The sequence below is a fragment of the Thermodesulfobium sp. genome, assembly GCF_053498235.1.
The window spans coordinates 1-19,254 of sequence record NZ_JBRCUV010000034.1; the positions used below are offsets into that span (position 1 = coordinate 1).

Sequence of the window (19,254 nt, forward strand, 5' to 3'; positions counted from 1 at the left end):
CTTCTTTCCCTCTTTTTGTTTCTCTAATAATTTTCTCTTACGAGTAATATCTCCTCCATAACACTTTTGTAAAACATTCTTTTTCATTGCAGCAATGTTTTCTCTTGCCAAAATTTTTGAACCCACCGCAGCTTGAATAGGTATCTCAAACATATGTCTAGGTATTAACCTCTTAAGAGAGGAGACGATCTTTGACCCAATTTCCTGTGCCTTGCTTCGGTGAACAATTGAAGAAAGCGCATCTACCTTTTCTTTATTTACCAAAATATCCAATCTAACAAGATCCGATTCTCTATAGCCAATAAAGTCATAATCAAGAGAAGCATACCCTTTTGTTTTGGTTTTCAATAAAGAGAAAAAATCCAAAATTATTTCTGATAGCGGCATCTCAAATCTTATTATTACCCTTTTTGTATCAAGGTATTCCATGTCTATATAGTTTCCTCTCTTATTAGAACAAAGTTCCATAATTGCACCTATATACTCTGAGGGTGAAAAAATGGATACCTTAACATAGGGCTCTCTCAAAGATATTATCGTGCCAGGATCTGGCATCTTCAAAGGATTATGTATCTTCACTATCTCTTTGTTTGACTTCACAGCTTCAAAAACAACCGAGGGGGGAGTAATAATGAGATCAATGCCAAATTCCCTTTTAAGTCTCTCAATAGTAACTTCCATATGAAGCATTCCTAAAAAGCCACATCTAAAACCAAATCCAAGAGCAGCAGAGGTTTCTGGTTCGAAAACAAGTGATGCATCGTTTAATTTTAACTTCATAATAGCGTCTTTTAAAATGTTATACTCATCAGTGTTTATGGGATAAAGCCCACAGAAAACCATTGAAAGAGGAGGCTTAAACCCCTTTAAGATTTTCTTGGCAGGTCTTTTTTCTTCTTCAATAGTATCTCCCACTCGTGCATCTTCTATATTTTTTATATTTGCAGCAATGTATCCCACTTCCCCTGCCCTTAAGAAGTTAGCCTTCTCAGGTTCTATTCTGAAAAACCCAACTTCTTGAACCTCAAAAGTTCTACCGGTCGAATGAAGCTTTATGTTCATTCCACTTCTTACTTCACCTTCAAAAATTCTTACATATACAACAACGCCTCTATAAGAATCATAATGGGAATCAAAGATCAGAGCAGATAAAGGTTCGCCTATATCTCCTTTAGGTGCAGGAATTCTCTCAATAACAGCAGAGATTATCTCGTCTATCCCTTTGCCCTCTTTTGCGCTTGCTAGTATGATCTCTTCCTCACTAAAACCAAAAACATCTATTATCTCCTTTTTCGTTCGCTCGACATCGGCAGTAGGAAGATCTACTTTGTTTATTACTGGTATTAAAATGAGATTCTGATCTATAGCGAGAAGTCCATGTGCTAGCGTTTGAGCTTCTATTCCTTGAGTAGCATCAACGAGTAAAATTGCACCCTCACAAGCAGCAAGCGATCTAGAAACTTCATAAGAAAAGTCAACGTGTCCCGGCGTATCTATAAGGTTTAAGATATAGTCCTTACCATTCCAGTTGATATCAAGTCTGACAGCCCTTGCTTTTATTGTTATGCCTCTTTCCCTCTCAATATCCATATTGTCAAGCATCTGTGGCACGAGCTTTCTTTCGCTAACTATTTTTGATTTGATTAGTATCTTATCCGCAAGAGTAGATTTGCCGTGATCTACATGAGCTATAATTGAAAAGTTCCTTATGTTATCCAAATCTCATACTCCTTTTTTTATAATCAAATTATTAGATATAAAAACAGATTTAATATGATTATAGCAAGAAGCTTAGTAGGAGAAGAACACTCCACGAGCAAGATGCTTGCGGTACTATTGGGGATATTTGCTTTTATAAACTCATAGAATTTCTAATATTTATAAGCATTGGGGATCTTGCTGCACCTTCTTCAGAAGTTAAATAATTTTCTATATAAAAATCTTCATCCTTAGTGCTTTCAAATTTATACTTCTTTGGAATCAATATTACGGCTGTAACCTTCCAAGCCTCAACTTCCAGTTTGCTAACTATATCACCTATAAGGCAGAGCGTGTTTTCTTTATGTAATACCAAATGGGTAAGCTCATGCAACAATATCTCCTCTTTAATGTGAGAAGCTACACCTTCTTTGTAACCAATAAACGACCTTGTTCCCTTTTTGACACACAGCCCCATAATAGAGGGAAAATCTATTGGTCCCACTTCAATACCATTTTCTTCAAGGATCGCTTCAATAGGCTTCACCAAATCAATTAAATCAGGAAACCTTTCAAGCAAGGGCAAGACAGGCGGGTATATTTTGTAATAATCTTCTTTATTCACAACGTTTTTATCTTAAAAACTGGTAAATATTTATTAAACAATCATAGTTCTATACTCTTGTGCCTGTGGGCATTACATTCTATGTTCACCGCTACAGGGAAGGAAGCTATGTGACAGGGTTCTAGCTCCACATGAACAGCAAGAGAGGTTATCCTACCTCCAAGCCCCATTGGACCAATTCCCAGTTTATTTATTCTTTCAAGTAACTCCTCTTCTATATGAGCCAATCTTTCATCTGTATTTTTTGAACCAATAGGCCTAAGAAGAGCCCTTTTTGCCAAAAAGGCTACACGCTCAAAGTTTCCACCTATTCCTACCCCTACTATAGTGGGGGGACAAGGGTTAGGTCCTGCCTTTCTAACAGTCTCAACTACAAAATCCATTGCTCCCTCTAACCCTGCCGATGGGGGGAACATCCTTAAAGCACTCATGTTTTCAGCTCCACCACCCTTTGGCATAACCACAACTTTTACCTTATCTCCTGGTATAAATTTTATGTGTACAATTGCTGGCGTATTCGTGCCCAAATTTTTCCTAGTTAATGGATCACATGTTGATTTTCTTAGGTAACCCTCAGTATAACCTTTCTCAACTCCTCTATTTATAGCTTCGTATATATCGCCGCCAACAAGGTGTACATCCTGACCAAGGAACAAAAATATCACAGCAAGACCTGTATCCTGACATATTCCAAGTTTCTCTTCTGACGCTAATTTATGATTTTCTTTAAATTCCAAAAGTATCTTTTTCCCAACTTCAGATTCTTCTTTCTCAAGAGCCAGATCAAAAGCCCTTTTAACATCCTCAGGTGCATTGTAATTCGCAACCATAACCAATTCTTTAATAGCATCTTCTAAAACCTCTACGGATAACTCCCTCATCAAGCCTTCCTCCTAATTGTTTTTCAATTAAATTTAGAGTAAATTTGAGCAAACTATCTTAAAAGCTGCTGTTTTTAAGCTTTTCGATCACCTTTCTTGCAACTTCAAGCCCACTTCTCATAGCTTTTACAACAACAGATGGGCCTGTAACTGCATCTCCACAAGAGAAAACTTTATGTTCAAATTCTTCTCCAAAATCATATGGCAATAAACCTCTTTCTAAATTAATGTCGCAACCAGTTAAAATTTCTGGATCAACTTCCTGACCTATTGCAGAAACTAGAACATCGCCTTCAATAAAGTGTTCGCTTCCCTCAATAGCCTCAAAGCTTGGCCTACCACTTTTATCCGGCGCACCCAGCCTCGCCTGAAGTGCTTCAATGCCTTTAAACTTGCCATTTTCAAGAATAGCCCTTTTTGGAACCTCAAAAAACTTGAATTTTACACCCTCCTCTTCAGCCTCTTCTATTTCTTTGGGGAGCGCGGGCATTTGTTCTCTTCCTCTCCTATAGACAACCACTGGGTGAAGGCCTTCTCTTATTGATATCCTACCAACATCAATCGCAGTGTTTCCGCCACCAATAATAAGAATTTTTAAACCCCTCTCAAAAACCTTTTTTCTGAACATATAGTTTTCAATAAACTCTATCGCTGAATAGGCAAAAAAATCCTCTCCACCATTTGACGGCAATCTCAAAGACCAGCATTTGCTTGCCCCTACTGCAAGAATAACGTATTCATAAAGATCTAAAAAGTCTTTAAGTGAAATATCTTTGCCTACCGTTATGTTGTTCTTGATTTTAGCTCCATGTGAGAGAATATAAACTATTTCTCTATCCAAGACTTCTCTAGCCAACCTATACGGAGGAATACATGCGCGTGCAAGGCCTCCTATTACTGGTCTTGACTCGTATATATCAACGTCCACTCCGTGTCTTGAGAGTTCAAAGGCAGCGCTTAAACCAGCAGTTCCACCTCCAATAATTGCCACTTTACCCTTTACCCTTTCACTTTCACTAACCATTTTCATTTGATATTCGCCGTAATCAGATATAAATCTGTGAATAGCCCCTATTGCTATAGGTCTTCCAGTCTTATTCAAAACACAACTTCCCTCACACTGAAATCCATATGGGCAAACCCTGGCGCAGGTTGCACTAAATGGATTAAGTTCAAGTATCTCAGAAAGGGCTTCGTTAAATCTTTTTTCCCTAGCAAGCTTTATAAATCTTGGTATATTCAAACCTGCAGGACAACCTTTTATACAACTTGGTTTTTTACATTGAAGACATCTATTTGCCTCATATTCTAGCTCCTCTTCACTTAATCCTAAAGCTATTTCATTGTAGTTATAAATCCTATCCTTTGGTGCAAGTTCTCTAAGTTTTACCCTCTCTTGAATAGGCATAGTCCCTCCAAAAAGTAATTTATATAGATTATTATAAATATAATTTTGAATATTTTATAAAATAAATCAGAAGAAAATAAAATGAGGATGACAACCTGTCACCCTCATTCAAAACAAAATAACAACATATTCTTCACTTACGATTACTCTAGGTTCATAAACATCTTTCTCAATTCAAGTATTGCTTTACCGGGATTTAATTCTTTTGGACAAACCTCCATACAATTGAATATGGTATGGCATCCATATATGCCGTCTTTGTCAGCAAGCACCTCAAATCTCTCGTTCTTGCCTTCATCCCTAGAATCCAACATAAACCTGCAGGCATACAAAAGGGCTTGAGGACCTAAAAATGTTTTATTTTTCCAAAATGTTGGACAGGCTGCAACGCACGCACCACAAACTATACACTCATATAAGCCATCAAGCTTAGCCCTGTCTTCAATGGATTGAATTCTTTCTTTATCTGATTCTGGGTCTTTTTTACAAATTAGCCACGGCATTACGCTTCTAACCTTTTCGTCAAGTACGCTATGATCCACAACTAGATCCCTAATTACAGGAAATCCTCTAAGAGGTTCTACTACAAGGTCGAAGCTATCCAAAAACTTCATTTGAGTTTCACAGGCAAGAGTGCTTTTCCCGTTTACAGTCACAGCACATGAACCGCAAATTCCCTGACCACATGAATACCTAAAAGTCAGCGTATCATCAAGATTGCTCTTAATGTACCTGAAAACATCAAGCAATGTCCAATGACTTTCGGTAACCTCCACTTCATATTTACTAGTATATGTCTCTTTTAATTCTGGATTGTATCTAAAAATCGTTAGTTTATATAAGTCACCCACGGCTACCTCCTTAATACTTTCTTTCTTCTGGGACAAATCTAGTAATCTTTACTTCTTTATAATCAAATCTAAAACCAGATTCGTCTTTGAAATAAAGAGTATGTTTGAGCCAGTTTTCATCATCTCTCTTTGGATAATCTCGTCTTGCTTGAGCTCCTCTTGACTCTGTCCTGTTCAACGCACCATATGTTACCGCCTCTGCTGCAGCTATTAGGTGTCTTAACTCCATAGCCTCCATCAAGGTAGTGTTATATTGAAGAGTTTTATCGCTGATATACATCTGAGATAATTTTTTATGAATATCATCAAATATAGAAACCATCTTCGAAAGCCCTTCTTCATCTCTAAAGACAGCAACGTAGTTTTGCATTCCAGTTTGTAATTCATTTCGTATTTCTTCTGGCTTTATAGAACCTTTTTGGTTTAAAATAAATTCTATCTCTTCCTTCGCCATCTTTGCGCTGTCCTCTTCAAGAGAAAGGTGCTCAAGGTTCGGTAAATCCTTAACAATTGCCAATCCACAACGTCTGCCAAATACCGATGCATCTAGGGTAGAGTTACAACCCAATCTATTTGCACCGTGAACGCTCACACAGGCACACTCACCTGCAGCGTAAAGACCGGAGAATATTTGAGTTTTACCATCAAATAAAACTCTCCCGTCAACATCCGTAGGTATGCCGCCCATAGAATAATGGGCAGTAGGAACTATTGGTATAGGTTCATGTATTGGATCAACTCCTGCAAACTTTATAGAGATCTCCCTTATTTGCGGAAGTCTTGTGTTTATTATCTCAGCTCCAAGATGTCTAATGTCAAGATATACGTATGGACCACCCTTTATCCCTCTCCCCGCTTCTATCTCGCTTGTGATAGCCCTACTTACAATATCTCTTGGTGCAAGCTCCATCTTTTCAGGAGCATATTTCTTCATAAACCTTTCTCCTAAGTCATTTATCAAATATCCCCCTTCACCTCTACAACCTTCTGTCATTAGAATGCCCCTATCAAACAAACCAGTTGGATGAAATTGGAAAAACTCCATATCTTCAAGAGGCACACCTGCCCTCAGAGCCATATATTGGCCATCAGCAGTGTATGAGTAAGATGTAGCAGTTATTTTCCAGGCTCTACCATATCCCCCTGTAGCAATAAGAGTTGCCTTCGCTTTAAAGGCGTGTAAGCCACCATTTTTTATATCCCAAGTAACTACGCCTGCGCATTTTGGACCATCTGCTATAAGACTTATTGCAAACATTTCGGTATAAAACCTTATCCCTAATTCCAGAGCCTTCTGCCAAAGCGTGTGAAGCAAAACGTGCCCAGTTCGATCAGCAGCATAACAAGCTCTTAGAACAGGACCCCCTCTTCCAAAATCCTTTACGTGACCGCCAAATTTTCTCTGAGCAATAAGCCCATCTAAAGTTCTAGAAAATGGAGTCCCCATATGTTCGTATTCCCTAATAACTGTAACCGCATCCTTTACCATTATTTCAGCAGCATCCTGATCCGCCAAAAAATCAGATCCCTTTACAGTATCAAACATATGCCATTCCCAATAATCTTCTTCAAGATTCCCTAAACTTGCGGCAGTCCCCCCCTGAGCAGCAATTGAATGAGATCTTTGAGGCATAGAAAGCTTTGTCATACATGCTGTATCAAGGCCTGCACTCTTACACTTTATGGCAGCCCAAAGACCAGCAAGCCCAGTTCCAATTATAACAACATCGTGTTGGTGCACATTCCTTAACGGTACATCCACTACCTTCTCGGATAAAACTTTTGAATCCTTCACTTCAGACTCCTTTCAACAAACAAGATTATAAGGTTTAAAAAGTAACCTCTGCGATTCTGACAGCAGCAAAAAATATAACCAGGAAAAGTACTATATATACCATATTTAGAAATGTGTTAAGAGTTGCCTTTTTTATATATTCCCTTGTAATAGTAACCATTCCAATATACAAATGGATACAAACAAAAGCAGCAAAAGCTACATGAACAGGGAAAAATAGCGCAAACTTAAAAACGTGCAACACCAATAAAATTATAAGTGCAACAGCGCTAACGCGTTGCCAAAACCACATATTTCTTGCGTTTGCGCGCATAAGAGAACGAGTGTAGTTCACATTAACCTCCTAACCAAATATTATCGATTGGGCTATCTTTACGAGAAACGCTATTAAAGTAACTCCTATAACCCAATAGAACCATCCAGCTTGTCTTTCTCTTATAGCAAGATTAGGTTCAAACTCAAAAACAATAATTCTTAACCCATTCATCACGTGGAATGCTGCAATAAAGGCAACTCCTGGATTGATTATTATCTTAAGGCTCTCATGAAAGGCATGCATAGATTCAAAAAATGGTATCAGTGATGGATCAGCAAACCTTATGCCGTACAGGTAGAATATATGAAACAAAAGGTATAGCCCAAGTAGTAAGCCTGTAATCCTGTGTAAATAAAAGAGAAAACTTCCCGGAAATAATTTATATGATTTTAGTTCTGGAACATTTCTTAACATAGCCCCTCCTAACTTAGCCCAAGAATTCTACGCGCATTAAGTTCAACATCGATAGGCAAGACTGCAAATCTAGCTACACCAGACTTCATAGCAGCACGTGCGACAGCTGCCGCTACTCGTGGATATATTTCAAGATCAAGTGGGGAAGGAACAATGTGATCAGGAGTAAGTTTGCTTTCATCTACTGATTCAGCAATTGCAATTGCCGCTGCCACGTTCATTTCCTCGTTTATAATTCTCGCCCTTACATCAAGAACTCCTCTAAACAATCCTGGAAAGCCTAAAACGTTGTTTATTTGATTGGGAAAGTCAGACCTGCCCGTAGCAACTACAACTGCCCCTGCTTCTTTTGCAGCATTTGGATTAATTTCGGGATCTGGATTTGCACAAGCAAAAACTATCGGATCTTTAGCCATAGATTTCACCATCTTTTGATTGACCACGTCTCTTACAGAAACCCCTATAAAAACATCCGCTCCTTTCATTGCATCTGCAAGAGTTCCTTTTATCATTTCAGGATTGGTAACCTCTGCGATCTCATCTTTATATGGGTTCATACCTTGCTGCCTATCTTTGTATATGGTACCCTTTGTGTCACAGAGTATTATGTTTTTTGTTCCCATGTGAATTAGAAGTTTCGCTATAGAAATTCCTGCCGCTCCCGCTCCATTTATTACTACCTTTATATTTTCTATCTTTTTACCTACAACCTTTAAAGCATTATATAATCCTGCAAGTGTAACTATAGCCGTGCCGTGTTGATCGTCGTGGAAAACTGGAATCGAAAGTTCTTCTCTAAGCCTCCTTTCAATCTCAAAGCATCTAGGCGCTCCAATATCCTCTAAGTTTACTCCCCCGAAGACAGGCTCTAAAAGCTTAACTGTTTCAATTATTTTTTCTGAATCCTTTGTGTTCAAACAAATTGGAAAGGCATCAACACCACCAAACTTTTTAAAAAGTACTGCCTTACCTTCCATAACAGGTAACGATGCCAATGCTCCGAGATTTCCCAACCCCAGGATAGCGCTTCCATCTGTAACAACAGCAACCATGTTCCACTTTGAGGTGTAATAGTAAGCCATCTCTGGATCGAAGGCTATCTCTTTTACTGGCTCAGCCACACCCGGGCTATAAGCCAAAGAGAGATCGTGAACGTTCTCAATAACTGATTTACTTTCAACGCTTATTTTCCCTTTCGTCTTTCTGTGAAAAATTAATGCTTCTTCTTTTAAAGACAATTCTTACTACCTCCTTGAAATTAGCTCAACTTTGATTAGAAAAAAACTTTATAACGTACTTGGCAAAAATACGCAAAAACCACCACCCTCCTTACACACAAAATTAAACAATATAATTTACAATACTCTATATAAAGCACAGCCTAACATTAAACTACACAGGAATTAAAGTTTACAACTTAAAATTGTATAATAGATAGCATCCTTTAGTAAAATAAAAGTTATTTATTTTACAAATGCGATGAAATAAAAATTATATATGCTTATAATATATAGTATACATTAAAGTTCTTACACATAACTTGACAAAAGAGGAGATTTATACAAATCCTTTCACTTAAAGGACTCTTAAAGGTTTTATTTTTTAAAATCTAAGATAAGTCTTAAAAAATTTAAGGAGGCAAAATATGTCACGAAAAGCAGGCATTCAAATAACAATTCTCGTTGACAATACAGTCCTTTCATCTAGCCCTGCAAACCTTATTGCAGAACATGGATTTAGCGCATTAATTGAAACTGGAAAAGAGACCTTTTTGTACGACACAGGTTCAAGCGGCTTTGCTCTTTTAAATAATGCGCATAGATTAAAAAAGGACCTAAAAAAAATTGATGCGATAATTCTTTCCCACAACCACAGTGACCACACAGGAGGACTTCTTACCCTTCTTGACTATATGAGAAGGGATATAAAAATATATGCTCACCACAATATCTTTAAGAAAACCTTTTCCTCAAAAACTAAAAAAACTACCTTTATATGTATCCCTTTTGCCAAAGAAATGCTTGAGTCTCTTGGGGCAAATTTTGTATTTTTAGACTCCCAAACTAAAATTAAAGAAAACATCTTTCTGTCTTATCAAATAGAGACATCAAATGATTTTGAAATAACCGATCAAAAACTTTTAAAGTTGGAGAAAGATGGCAATCTCGTTCCAGACACGTTTGAGGAAGACATGAGTATATATTTTAAGAACAACGATTTGTTATCTGTCTTAACAGGATGTGCACACAAAGGGATAATAAATATTATTGAACAAGGCAAGAAGTTAACTGGGAGTAGTAAATTAGATGCTATCATTGGTGGATCACACCTTGGGCCAGCACCCAAGGAGCAGCAAGACAAAACGATTGAAGCTTTAAAAGCTTTAGATCCAGAAAGGGTTGCCTTTGTTCATTGTACAGGACTTCAGATGATATCAAGGTGTGCAAGCGAACTAAAAGATAAATTTATATTTTCAGGCGTTGGATCAACTTTTGAGGTGTAAGAGATGTTAAAGGGCGACTACAAAAAGGCAGCCGATATTATTCGAGAAGGAGGGGTTGTTGTATTTTCTGGAGCTGGTATTTCCACAGAATCTGGAATACCAGATTTTAGATCTCCTACAGGTTTGTGGAATCAAGAAAATTTTATTTCACTTGCATCTGTAGATGCACTGTACGAGAAAAGAAGCGAGTTTATAAAGTTCTACAGAGAAAGGCTGTCAAAAATAAAGCTTGCAAAACCGAACGCCTCACATGAGATAGTTGCAAAACTTGAAAAGATAAGTCTTGTGACACACGTAATAACTCAAAACATTGATAGATTGCATCAAAAAGCAGGATCGAAAAGGGTTATTGAAATACACGGCAATTTAGATGAGGCCTATTGCAGAACCTGCAAGTCTATATTTGACTCGAAGATTTTAGATGAGGTTGAAATGTGCCCAAATTGCGGCGGAGCAATTGGGCCAAACGTTGTGTTATTCGGAGAGGCTATGCCAGAAAGCTTTAACGACGCAATGGAAGTTATTAAAAGGGCTAAAACGTGTATCGTGATAGGTTCAAGCTTAAGCGTTTACCCAGCCGCAGCAATCCCCGAAACTGCTTTAAAGTTCAATGCAAAGCTGATTATAATTAATAAAACGAAAACTCATTTAGATGGATTTGCTGATGCAGTATTTCACGAAAGTTCAACAGTAGCACTAGGAGAGATTTATAAAAATTTAAATTAAAGCGCAATCTGAGTCTTGTTGAGAAGGGGGCTCCGCAGGCATTAGTGCCTGCGGATTTTGTTTCTATTATATCGCTAAAATTATTTCAGAATGGGCTTTCCATCCCAGGTAATTGACTCTAGAAGCTTCATATCATTATCAACAGCCTCTTTAGAAAGCGGCACGTAGTCAAGAGATTCACAGTACTTTTGCCCGTCCGTTATTATCCACTTTACTAGATCGAGGACAGCCTTTGCTTTTTCTAAAGTATTACCAGGATAATGCATCTCTTTGTGCAGAAGTATAAATGTAAATCCGCAAATTGGATATCCTTCAGGATTTGAAGTATCAAGCGCAAGAGCCTTCATATCAGAAGGAAGCTTTAGGCCTTCGAATGCCTTTTTAGCGCTTTCAAGAGTTGGAGCAATAACATTTCCTGCTTTATTCTTCATCTTTGCAGTTGTAATATGATTTTGGATCGAATATGTCAATTCAACATAACCTATTGAATATGGATTTTGTTTAATAATTGCAGTAACCCCTTCACTTCCTTTACCGCCAAGACCCACAGGCCACTTGACAGACGTACCAGCTCCAATAGAGTCTTTCCATTCAGGGCTCATAAGAGAAAGATAATTTGTAAATATAAAGGTCGTTCCAGAACCATCGGATCTGTGAGCTACAACTATAGGTTTATCTGGAAGATTTGCTGTAGGATTAAGTTTCACCAGGTAAGGATCGTTCCACTTCTTAATTTTTCCAAGATAAATATCGGCTAAAGCTTTGCCATCTAAGATAAGATCGTTAACCCCTGGTATATTATAGGCTATAGATACCGCACCTGCAGCATCTGCTATAGTAACCACACCACCAGGCACTGCTTTTTCCTCTTCGTTTGACATATAGGCATCACTTGCAGAAAAATCTGTGGTACCATCTTTAAGAGCGTTTATTCCGCCACCAGAACCTATTGATTGGTAATTTATCTCTACTCCCTTCTCCTTCTTATACTCCTCAAACATCTTTGAAAACAAAGGGTATACGAAACTAGAGCCAGCTCCGGTAAGCTGTTTTACCTGAGATGACGACTGAGGAGCATTTGAGCCAGAACATCCTGATACATAAAAAACTGCAGCCACAAGCAAAAAGACACCTAACAAAGAAAACAGAATTTTTTTCATCAATTAACCTCCTCTTAAATTTACATCTATAACAGAATAGAGTTTGAATGTTAATAACACGTTAATCGTATGTTAATTTAAAGTTAACGCTAAAGATCTAAAACATACCCAAAACCGCGTCTGGTTTTGAGTATGTTTGGATTAGAGGGATCAATTTCAATCTTTTCTCTTAATCTCCTGATATACACGTCAACCATTCTAGCTTCTACAAAATATCCCTCTCCCCAAACATTATCAACGAGCTTTTCTCTTGAATAAGTCTTACCAGCATTTTCAAGAAGGAAAAGCAACAGTTTATACTCGGTAGCTGTAAGGTTCATCAGTTTACCCTGAAAATAAATCTGACTTTTTTCGAGGTCTACCTTAAAGGGTCCCTTTTCAAGTATCACATTAAAATCCCTATTTCTTCTTATAAGGCTTTTTACCCTTGCAAGTAGTTCTCTCATACCACATGGTTTGGTTAAATAATCATCAGCTCCTAAGTCTAGCAAACTCACCTTATTGTGCTCTTCTGAAAGCGCTGACAGAACCAAAACAGGAACTTTTGAGCCCCTTGCCCTTAAAACCTTAAGTACTTCAGCACCAAACATGTCTGGAAGCATCAGATCAAGTATTACCAAAGAGATCTCTTTCTCATCAAGAAGATTAAAGGCCTCATCAGCACTATAAGCCTGAAAGACATCAAAACCGTTTATGTTCAGGTAGGTTTTGATATTCTCTGATATGTCTATATCGTCTTCAACTAAAAGAATTGCGTTACTCATATTTATACTATAATATCAAATAATATGGAAATTTTGAAAGATATTATTGAGTTAATTGAATATCCAGTTTTAATTATTGATAAAAGCGGACAAGTTATTTACTACAACACAAAATTCAAAGATTTTTCATGGATAAAGGATTTAAAGGGAAGATATTACTTTGAAATATTACGGTTTTCTGAGGCTCATGAGGTATTAAAGGATAATAAAGTAGAATATTATGAAAAAGAAATATCTCTGGGCACAGATGCTACCAAATACACATTTCTCATCAAATCAATAGGAGATTTAAAGTTTATTGCATTGAAACCTGGAGAAAGTAAAGCAACCTCAGATCTTAAAAAAAAGCTTCTTGGCCAAATCTCACATGAGTTAAAGACTCCAATTACAGTTATAAGTTCAATTGTTGAAACAGGAGAAGCTACAGGCAAGATAGATTCTATCTTCTCAAGAAAGTTGCTCAATAATATAAAGAGACTAGATTTTGCGCTTGACAACGCCATAATAATAACAAAGATTCAATTAGGCCTTATAAACTCGCAAAAAACTAAAATTAACCTCTTATCATTTCTAGAAGATTTAATAAATAATTCTTTACCAGAAGTATTGCATTCAAATATAAAATTAAACGTAGAAAAGAAAATAGTTGTTGAATCAAACCCATATATACTTAAAACTATAACAAAAAACATATTTCTTAATTCACTAATTCACGGAAAAGAACCAATATTTGTTGACTTTTACGATAATAAACTAATTATAAGAGACAGCGGTGAGGGATTTAAAGAAGGCGAGCTAAAGGAGCTAAGTAGGGAAAATAGTTCAGGAATTGGCCTTGGAACAGCTATTATTAAGAGCCTTGCAAGGTTATCTAACATTCAAACTACATTTTCAAATGAAAACGGGGCTAAGGTAGAACTTAAATTTTAGCTGCCCAAAAAATTTTTGGGCAGCGTTAGATTATTTAATAGTCTGGAAAGCTGTAGAGACACCCTTTGACGTTTCTTCTTCCAATCCCTTGTGATGAGTTTTGTCCCAAAAAGGGAGCTCGTCGTTTACCCACATAATCCACATCTTCCACATAGCCTGCACATAAGCAATAAGCCAGTGCAGGGAGAAAAGCCAGTACCTTAATGGCACATACAACAATGATTTTCTAGGCAGCCTCAAAACCCTTGCACCAACGCTTGCATTAACAATAAATGCAAAGGCTAAGAAGTTCAAGATAAACGATGGTAAAGTAGTGTAAAACATAAATATTCCTGTAATCTCAAGTAAAAGATATACGTATCCAACTAGAGTTAAATAGGGTAAAAAGATAGAAAATAGAGTAAGACTTAAATCAAGCTTTTTATTAAAAGCCATCTTTGAAAGAAAGATCTTTGGAGTGTGTTCCATAAGACACTGTAGATATCCAAGCGCCCACCTAGTTCTCTGCTTTACAAGAGCATCAAAATTTTCTACCCCTTCTTGATAAACAGATACCTCAGGGCAAAATCGAATGTTATATCCCGCTTCATAAAGCCTTAGCGAAAGTTCAAGATCCTCGGTAAGGGCGTGCTCGTTCCACCCACCAACAGCTAAAATTGCTTCCTTCTTCGTAATCTGGCCGTTTCCTCCAAGGGTAGGAGCACCATCCAAAAAGTCCCTGCCTTCTTGGTAAATTCTTGTAAATATGGCAAACTCGTCATCCTGTGCCTTTGTGAGAAAAGATTTCTGGGCATTGTACATCCTGACCAAGGATTGAACTCCTCCAACTTTCGGATCGGACAAATAAGGAATGCACCTTCTTATAAAGTCAGCAGGAATTCTCGTGTCAGAGTCAAATACAGCAATTACTTCTCCCTGTGACTCCCTTAAGCCAGCCATTAAGGCAGCAGGCTTTCCTCTCTTTGCATCCTGGCCTTGATATACTACCTTTAAATCAGGATGTTCACCTTGCATCTTTTTCAAGATAATGGGTGTATTATCGCTTGAAACGTTGTCTATAACAATTACTTCAAATAACCTTTTGCCACTTTCATCCCTGTAATCCTGATTTAGAGCATCAAGAACAGTGCTCTCTATAACGTTTTCTTCGTTGTGCGCAGGTATTAGTATACTAACAAAGGGCTTATATTTCAAATCTACCCTTTCTTCCTCAAACTGCTTTATTATAAATCCCCCCAATATTACAGTTCCATACAAGATAAAAAACATCATCAACCACTGAAGCCATTCAAAGGTATGAGTAGCAATACCTTGCAAAAAGGCAAAAAACAATAGCGAGCTAAATATCGGGAGGGTTATCTTAGCAAGTTTTGACATATCTCAACCTACCAAAAAATTCCCATTAGTAATGCGAGCACTATAAAAACTACCGCTACGTAAGCGGTAAATTTTGTCAAACCAGAAGTAGAACCTTGAGGAGATGTGAATAGCCTTGCTTCACCGCCAATAGAACCAAGGCCCTCTCCCTTCGGTCCATGCAATAAAACTAAAGCGATAAGCAAAATCGCTACTCCCACTTCAAAAAGCAATATAGTTCCTTTAAAAAAATCAATCATGTGTTGAGCAATTCCTCCTAAAATTATACATTTCTTGCTAATTTATATATAATATCACATATAAAAAAAATTAAGAAGGTGAAAGCTTGTTCGACAAAAGCAAATTCTATGAAACAGACCTTATTTGTCCAGTTTGCAAAACAAAGTTTAAACAATTAAAACTAAAGAGTAATGCTTTTAGAATAAAAACCAGGGATATAGATCTTTGCAATATATATGAAGGTATAAACCCAAACATTTATAGTTCTATTGTATGTCCTGAGTGTGGCTACGCAAATCTTGACCATAGTTTTCAAAATAAGCTTTCAGACGTGGTAATAAGCTTAATGCAAAAAGAGCTTCCAAAGTCAAAGGCCTACAAAAAAGATCTTACGGGAGAAAGAAACTATGAAAGCGCTATAGAAGCCTACGAACAGGCAATTTACTGCGCTAGCGTTGCAGGACAAAACTCAAGCCTTCTTGCGGGAATATATTTTAGGATGACCTGTCTTGCTAAAAGTTTTGGCTCGCCAAAGGAAGACGAGTATAGATTGAAGGCTGTAGAATATTATGAAAAGGCATACGATCACGAAGAGTTTCCTTTGGGCGGTAAGATGAGCCAAACCCTTGTAGAATATATGATCGCATCGATGTACTTCAAGCTTAACAAATTAGAACAGGCAATTTATTGGCTAAATTTTTCTATTTCGAGGGATCCGAAAGGGTTAACTGATCCTAAAGCCTACGCAATGATAAAAGAATTATGGATGAGTGTAAAAAACAAAATAAAAAAATAACAACACAATTTACTTTCGCGCTATTTTCTTATATATCTCATCAAGCATTCGCGCTTCATCCTGGGGGGTAGCAATAGGGGTATTAAGAGCTCCACTCTTTAGTTTGTCTGTTAATTCTTTGTCGTTTAATATGTAAATTATTCTTTCTTTCAAACTTTCTACATCGCCCACTTCAACAAGAAAGCCGTTGTAGTTGTCTTTTATTATTTCGTCTATACCATAGGTATTAAACGAGATAACAGGAATACCGAAATATAATAGTTCTCGCGTAACTATAGAATATGACTCATACAAATACGGCAAAATCCCCATATCTACAGAAGAGAGGATTTCTGACAAATTATCCCTTTTATATTCTCCCATATAGAGCACCTTGCCGCAAGTAATCTTCTCAAGGTTTTTTACTTTTATCTCTGATTCGGTATCCTGACATCTTCCGTATATATAAAAATTAAAGTCCTTATCAAGTAGCTCTTTATATTGAAATAACTTTTCAAGAATACCAAGCCCTTTCCCCGTTGCAACAGTACCAAAATAAGCAAAATTAAGTCTTTCTTTATCTAAAGCACTTTCTTTTGCAAGATTTTTTCTAGAACACTTGAAGTCTATACCAATTGGCACCACATATGTCTTATCTCTACCTATCTCTAAATAATTCATCATATATTTCATCCAGCTAGAAGATGGAAATACAACAGCATCGAATTTTGAATAAAGATAGTTGATGTATTTAAATCTTGCAAAAAGCTTCCCTATAAGGTTAGACATTTGTCTAATTAGAAAGGGCTCGTTGACTTCGTAGTTCCCAATAAGTGCACAGCTCGCACAACTTTCTGGCGAATCAGGTCCCTTGCACAGACCGTCTCTGCTACCTCCAGAAGGCCTGACTTTCAAACACAACTCCTCTATAGCGTGAACCTCCTTACAGATAGGAATACCCTTTGCCTCAAATAATTCAACAATCTTTGAAGTCATTCCCACATAGTCACCTAAATGAATGACATCAGGTTTAAAATCGTCTATTACGTCTTCTACCAAACCAAGATAGTCCCTCAAGTCATATCCAGAAAAGGGGTCATCAAGAAAGGTCTTTTGCCAATTGAGAAAGGGAATTTTGTAAACCTTTGTACCATTTAAAACAACTTCTTTCTTAAACTCCGTTGTTGCATCAGGATGAGTTATCATTACAGCTGTCTCATATCCAAGCGATCGAATACTTTGCATCTGAGAATATGTAGCTAAAGGTGTACCGGTATATTCGTAGGGAGGGATAGAATGGTTTACAAACAAAACCCTTTTTGGCTTCTTTCTAATATAGAAGGCTAAAGGGTCTCTTCTGTCTTTTGACCTTGCTATTACAAAGATATTCTCAATAAATTTTTTATTCATTTCTTCTTTAAAGCTAAAGTCCTGGTTTAGAACTTCTTCTAAATTAACTACTTCTGTGAAATAAACCTCCACCCTGTTAAAAAACCTATCAAAAAATCTTTTTACTCTCTCAGGTGTCCAATTACTTAGGTGATCGGAATTAAGATCGCTGCCGTGATATCGCCAATGGGGCACGCTTAATATCAAAGTACCATCCTTTTCAAGAAGGTCTATTGCACTGTTTAAAAAGGTCTCTGGATTATTTACATGCTCAATAGTTTCAAGACTTACAACATAGTCGTATTTTAAACCAAATTTATTCAAATCTTCCATTGATGAATTTACAAAGCTTACGTTTCCCCGCTCAACGTTTAACATATTGGCTAAATTAACTGCACCTGCGTCCATATCTGCCCCACGAACAGTCGACTTCTCAATAGACCCAAGTATAATTGAACCGTAACCGCTAGCGCAGGAACAATCTAAGATATTGAGAGTCTTTTCTTTCTTGTTTCTGGATCTAATAATCTCTGAAATGTGTTTGTAAAATAAAATAAACTTTAAATAAGATGCATTTCCGATACCCATAAAAGATCTTCTGTGCGGGTTAATACCGCTATCTAATGAATTTATATAATTATAATTTTCAGTAAATATTACAAAGTTAGGCGGTCTTATTTTGTCTTTGTAAGATGAAATTATTGTAAAGGATTGCTCAAAAATCTTTGATAAGTTTTCCCTATCAATGTTTTTTAAAAGGCTTGGTATTAACAGCTTGTTTTCTTTAAAGGTATTTAGAAAAACAGGAGCAATTTTGTTTTTTAACTTGTTAAACAACACAATATCAAAAAAAACTTGCCCCTTTATTACGTGCACGTTTACAACGGCAAGCTCCCAATTTAGACCTTCCAAAGAATCATATAGCTGATATCTGTTATATTCTTCTGAAAAAAAGACCTCCATAGGCATATTTAACTCTATAAGTCATCTTTCGGCTTATTTTGCATTACGTCTTTTACTGCCTCAAAAATATTTTCTGCAACCGTCTCTGGCTCTATCTCTTCCCAGTACAGGTCGTCTTCATCGCTTTTCATATTAAGAAGAAGCTTGCCATTCGAATCAAAAAAACCTATCGAAAGAATGGTGTACGTCATATTTTTCAAGTTAAATCTCCACTTCCAGAGAGAGTGATGGGAATTAATTTCTCTATTTATTTTGGATCTTATAAATTCATCTTCTCGCTTTCTTGCAGATTCGCTCTTTAAGGTTTCTTTAATTATTACCTCTAAAAAGTCATCTTGCTTCTGAATTGAATGTGTATCTATAAAATAGTCTTCATCTTCTGTTGCAACACCTAAAAACCATCTTTCTTCCATTGTTTTCACTCCTGTATTTTTTTAATTTACTAACCGAACTTTATAAG

The 19,254-nt window shown here is 36.9% G+C and carries 19 protein-coding genes; 4 read left to right on the top strand and 15 right to left on the bottom strand.

The genetic code is table 11. The features are described from left to right. The 9 genes from lepA to ACWIUX_RS04380 all read right to left on the bottom strand — a co-directional run. The coding region (gene lepA / locus ACWIUX_RS04340; protein ID WP_448589500.1) for a translation elongation factor 4 at positions 1-1,719 on the bottom strand (1,719 nt) is incomplete at its 3' end. A gap of 133 nt (positions 1,720-1,852) precedes the next feature. After that, positions 1,853-2,323: an ImmA/IrrE family metallo-endopeptidase gene (locus ACWIUX_RS04345; protein ID WP_448589501.1), complete on the bottom strand. Its 471-nt coding sequence runs from the start codon at positions 2,321-2,323 to the stop codon at positions 1,853-1,855. Between the two features lie 41 nt (positions 2,324-2,364). After that, complete coding sequence (locus ACWIUX_RS04350) at positions 2,365-3,204, bottom strand: fumarate hydratase (protein WP_448589550.1); 840 nt, start codon at positions 3,202-3,204, stop codon at positions 2,365-2,367. Between the two features lie 58 nt (positions 3,205-3,262). Then, positions 3,263-4,612 carry an FAD-dependent oxidoreductase gene (locus tag ACWIUX_RS04355; protein ID WP_448589502.1) on the bottom strand — a complete coding sequence of 450 codons (1,350 nt, stop codon included), beginning with the start codon at positions 4,610-4,612 and terminating at the stop codon, positions 3,263-3,265. A gap of 143 nt (positions 4,613-4,755) precedes the next feature. Next, on the bottom strand, positions 4,756-5,463 hold the full coding sequence (locus ACWIUX_RS04360; protein WP_448589503.1) for a succinate dehydrogenase iron-sulfur subunit: 708 nt from the start codon (positions 5,461-5,463) through the stop codon (positions 4,756-4,758). Between the two features lie 10 nt (positions 5,464-5,473). Continuing rightward, positions 5,474-7,258, bottom strand: a complete 1,785-nt coding sequence (gene sdhA / locus ACWIUX_RS04365) for a succinate dehydrogenase flavoprotein subunit (RefSeq protein ID WP_448589504.1) — start codon at positions 7,256-7,258, stop codon at positions 5,474-5,476. Positions 7,259-7,292: 34 nt separating this feature from the next. Then, on the bottom strand, positions 7,293-7,592 hold the full coding sequence (locus tag ACWIUX_RS04370; protein WP_448589505.1) for a hypothetical protein: 300 nt from the start codon (positions 7,590-7,592) through the stop codon (positions 7,293-7,295). Positions 7,593-7,601: 9 nt separating this feature from the next. Beyond that, entirely contained in the window at positions 7,602-7,988 is a 387-nt protein-coding gene (locus ACWIUX_RS04375) for a hypothetical protein (RefSeq protein ID WP_448589506.1), read from the bottom strand. A gap of 8 nt (positions 7,989-7,996) precedes the next feature. Continuing rightward, complete coding sequence (locus ACWIUX_RS04380) at positions 7,997-9,226, bottom strand: NAD(P)-dependent malic enzyme (RefSeq protein ID WP_448589507.1); 1,230 nt, start codon at positions 9,224-9,226, stop codon at positions 7,997-7,999. 407 nt (positions 9,227-9,633) lie between these two features. Between ACWIUX_RS04380 and ACWIUX_RS04385 the strand changes: the two genes are divergently transcribed. Together ACWIUX_RS04385 and ACWIUX_RS04390 are read left to right on the top strand one after the other, a co-directional pair. After that, positions 9,634-10,491, top strand: a complete 858-nt coding sequence (locus tag ACWIUX_RS04385; RefSeq protein WP_448589508.1) for an MBL fold metallo-hydrolase — start codon at positions 9,634-9,636, stop codon at positions 10,489-10,491. 3 nt (positions 10,492-10,494) lie between these two features. Next, positions 10,495-11,217, top strand: a complete 723-nt coding sequence (locus tag ACWIUX_RS04390; protein WP_448589509.1) for an SIR2 family NAD-dependent protein deacylase — start codon at positions 10,495-10,497, stop codon at positions 11,215-11,217. An 80-nt stretch (positions 11,218-11,297) separates the two neighbouring features. On the opposite strand, the gene pstS is transcribed toward ACWIUX_RS04390, so the two are convergent. Together pstS and ACWIUX_RS04400 are read right to left on the bottom strand one after the other, a co-directional pair. Beyond that, complete coding sequence (pstS, locus tag ACWIUX_RS04395; RefSeq protein ID WP_448589510.1) at positions 11,298-12,377, bottom strand: phosphate ABC transporter substrate-binding protein PstS; 1,080 nt, start codon at positions 12,375-12,377, stop codon at positions 11,298-11,300. 89 nt (positions 12,378-12,466) lie between these two features. Continuing rightward, positions 12,467-13,141: a response regulator transcription factor gene (locus tag ACWIUX_RS04400; RefSeq protein ID WP_448589511.1), complete on the bottom strand. Its 675-nt coding sequence runs from the start codon at positions 13,139-13,141 to the stop codon at positions 12,467-12,469. A gap of 33 nt (positions 13,142-13,174) precedes the next feature. Between ACWIUX_RS04400 and ACWIUX_RS04405 the strand changes: the two genes are divergently transcribed. Then, positions 13,175-14,071, top strand: a complete 897-nt coding sequence (locus ACWIUX_RS04405; protein ID WP_448589512.1) for a hypothetical protein — start codon at positions 13,175-13,177, stop codon at positions 14,069-14,071. 30 nt (positions 14,072-14,101) lie between these two features. Here the strand turns inward: ACWIUX_RS04405 and ACWIUX_RS04410 are convergent, their stop codons facing one another. Together ACWIUX_RS04410 and secG are read right to left on the bottom strand one after the other, a co-directional pair. Beyond that, the gene (locus ACWIUX_RS04410; RefSeq protein ID WP_448589513.1) at positions 14,102-15,448 is read right to left on the bottom strand and encodes a glycosyltransferase; all 1,347 of its coding nucleotides are present in this window, start codon (positions 15,446-15,448) and stop codon (positions 14,102-14,104) included. Between the two features lie 8 nt (positions 15,449-15,456). Beyond that, positions 15,457-15,687 carry a preprotein translocase subunit SecG gene (gene secG / locus ACWIUX_RS04415; RefSeq protein WP_448589514.1) on the bottom strand — a complete coding sequence of 77 codons (231 nt, stop codon included), beginning with the start codon at positions 15,685-15,687 and terminating at the stop codon, positions 15,457-15,459. Between the two features lie 86 nt (positions 15,688-15,773). On the opposite strand from secG, the gene ACWIUX_RS04420 reads away from it, so the two are divergent. After that, on the top strand, positions 15,774-16,463 hold the full coding sequence (locus tag ACWIUX_RS04420; RefSeq protein ID WP_448589515.1) for a DUF2225 domain-containing protein: 690 nt from the start codon (positions 15,774-15,776) through the stop codon (positions 16,461-16,463). Positions 16,464-16,472: 9 nt separating this feature from the next. On the opposite strand, the gene ACWIUX_RS04425 is transcribed toward ACWIUX_RS04420, so the two are convergent. Together ACWIUX_RS04425 and ACWIUX_RS04430 are read right to left on the bottom strand one after the other, a co-directional pair. Further along, complete coding sequence (locus ACWIUX_RS04425; RefSeq protein WP_448589516.1) at positions 16,473-18,794, bottom strand: glycosyltransferase; 2,322 nt, start codon at positions 18,792-18,794, stop codon at positions 16,473-16,475. Positions 18,795-18,808: 14 nt separating this feature from the next. Further along, positions 18,809-19,207: a surface-adhesin E family protein gene (locus ACWIUX_RS04430; RefSeq protein ID WP_448589517.1), complete on the bottom strand. Its 399-nt coding sequence runs from the start codon at positions 19,205-19,207 to the stop codon at positions 18,809-18,811. Positions 19,208-19,254: the final 47 nt, after the last annotated feature.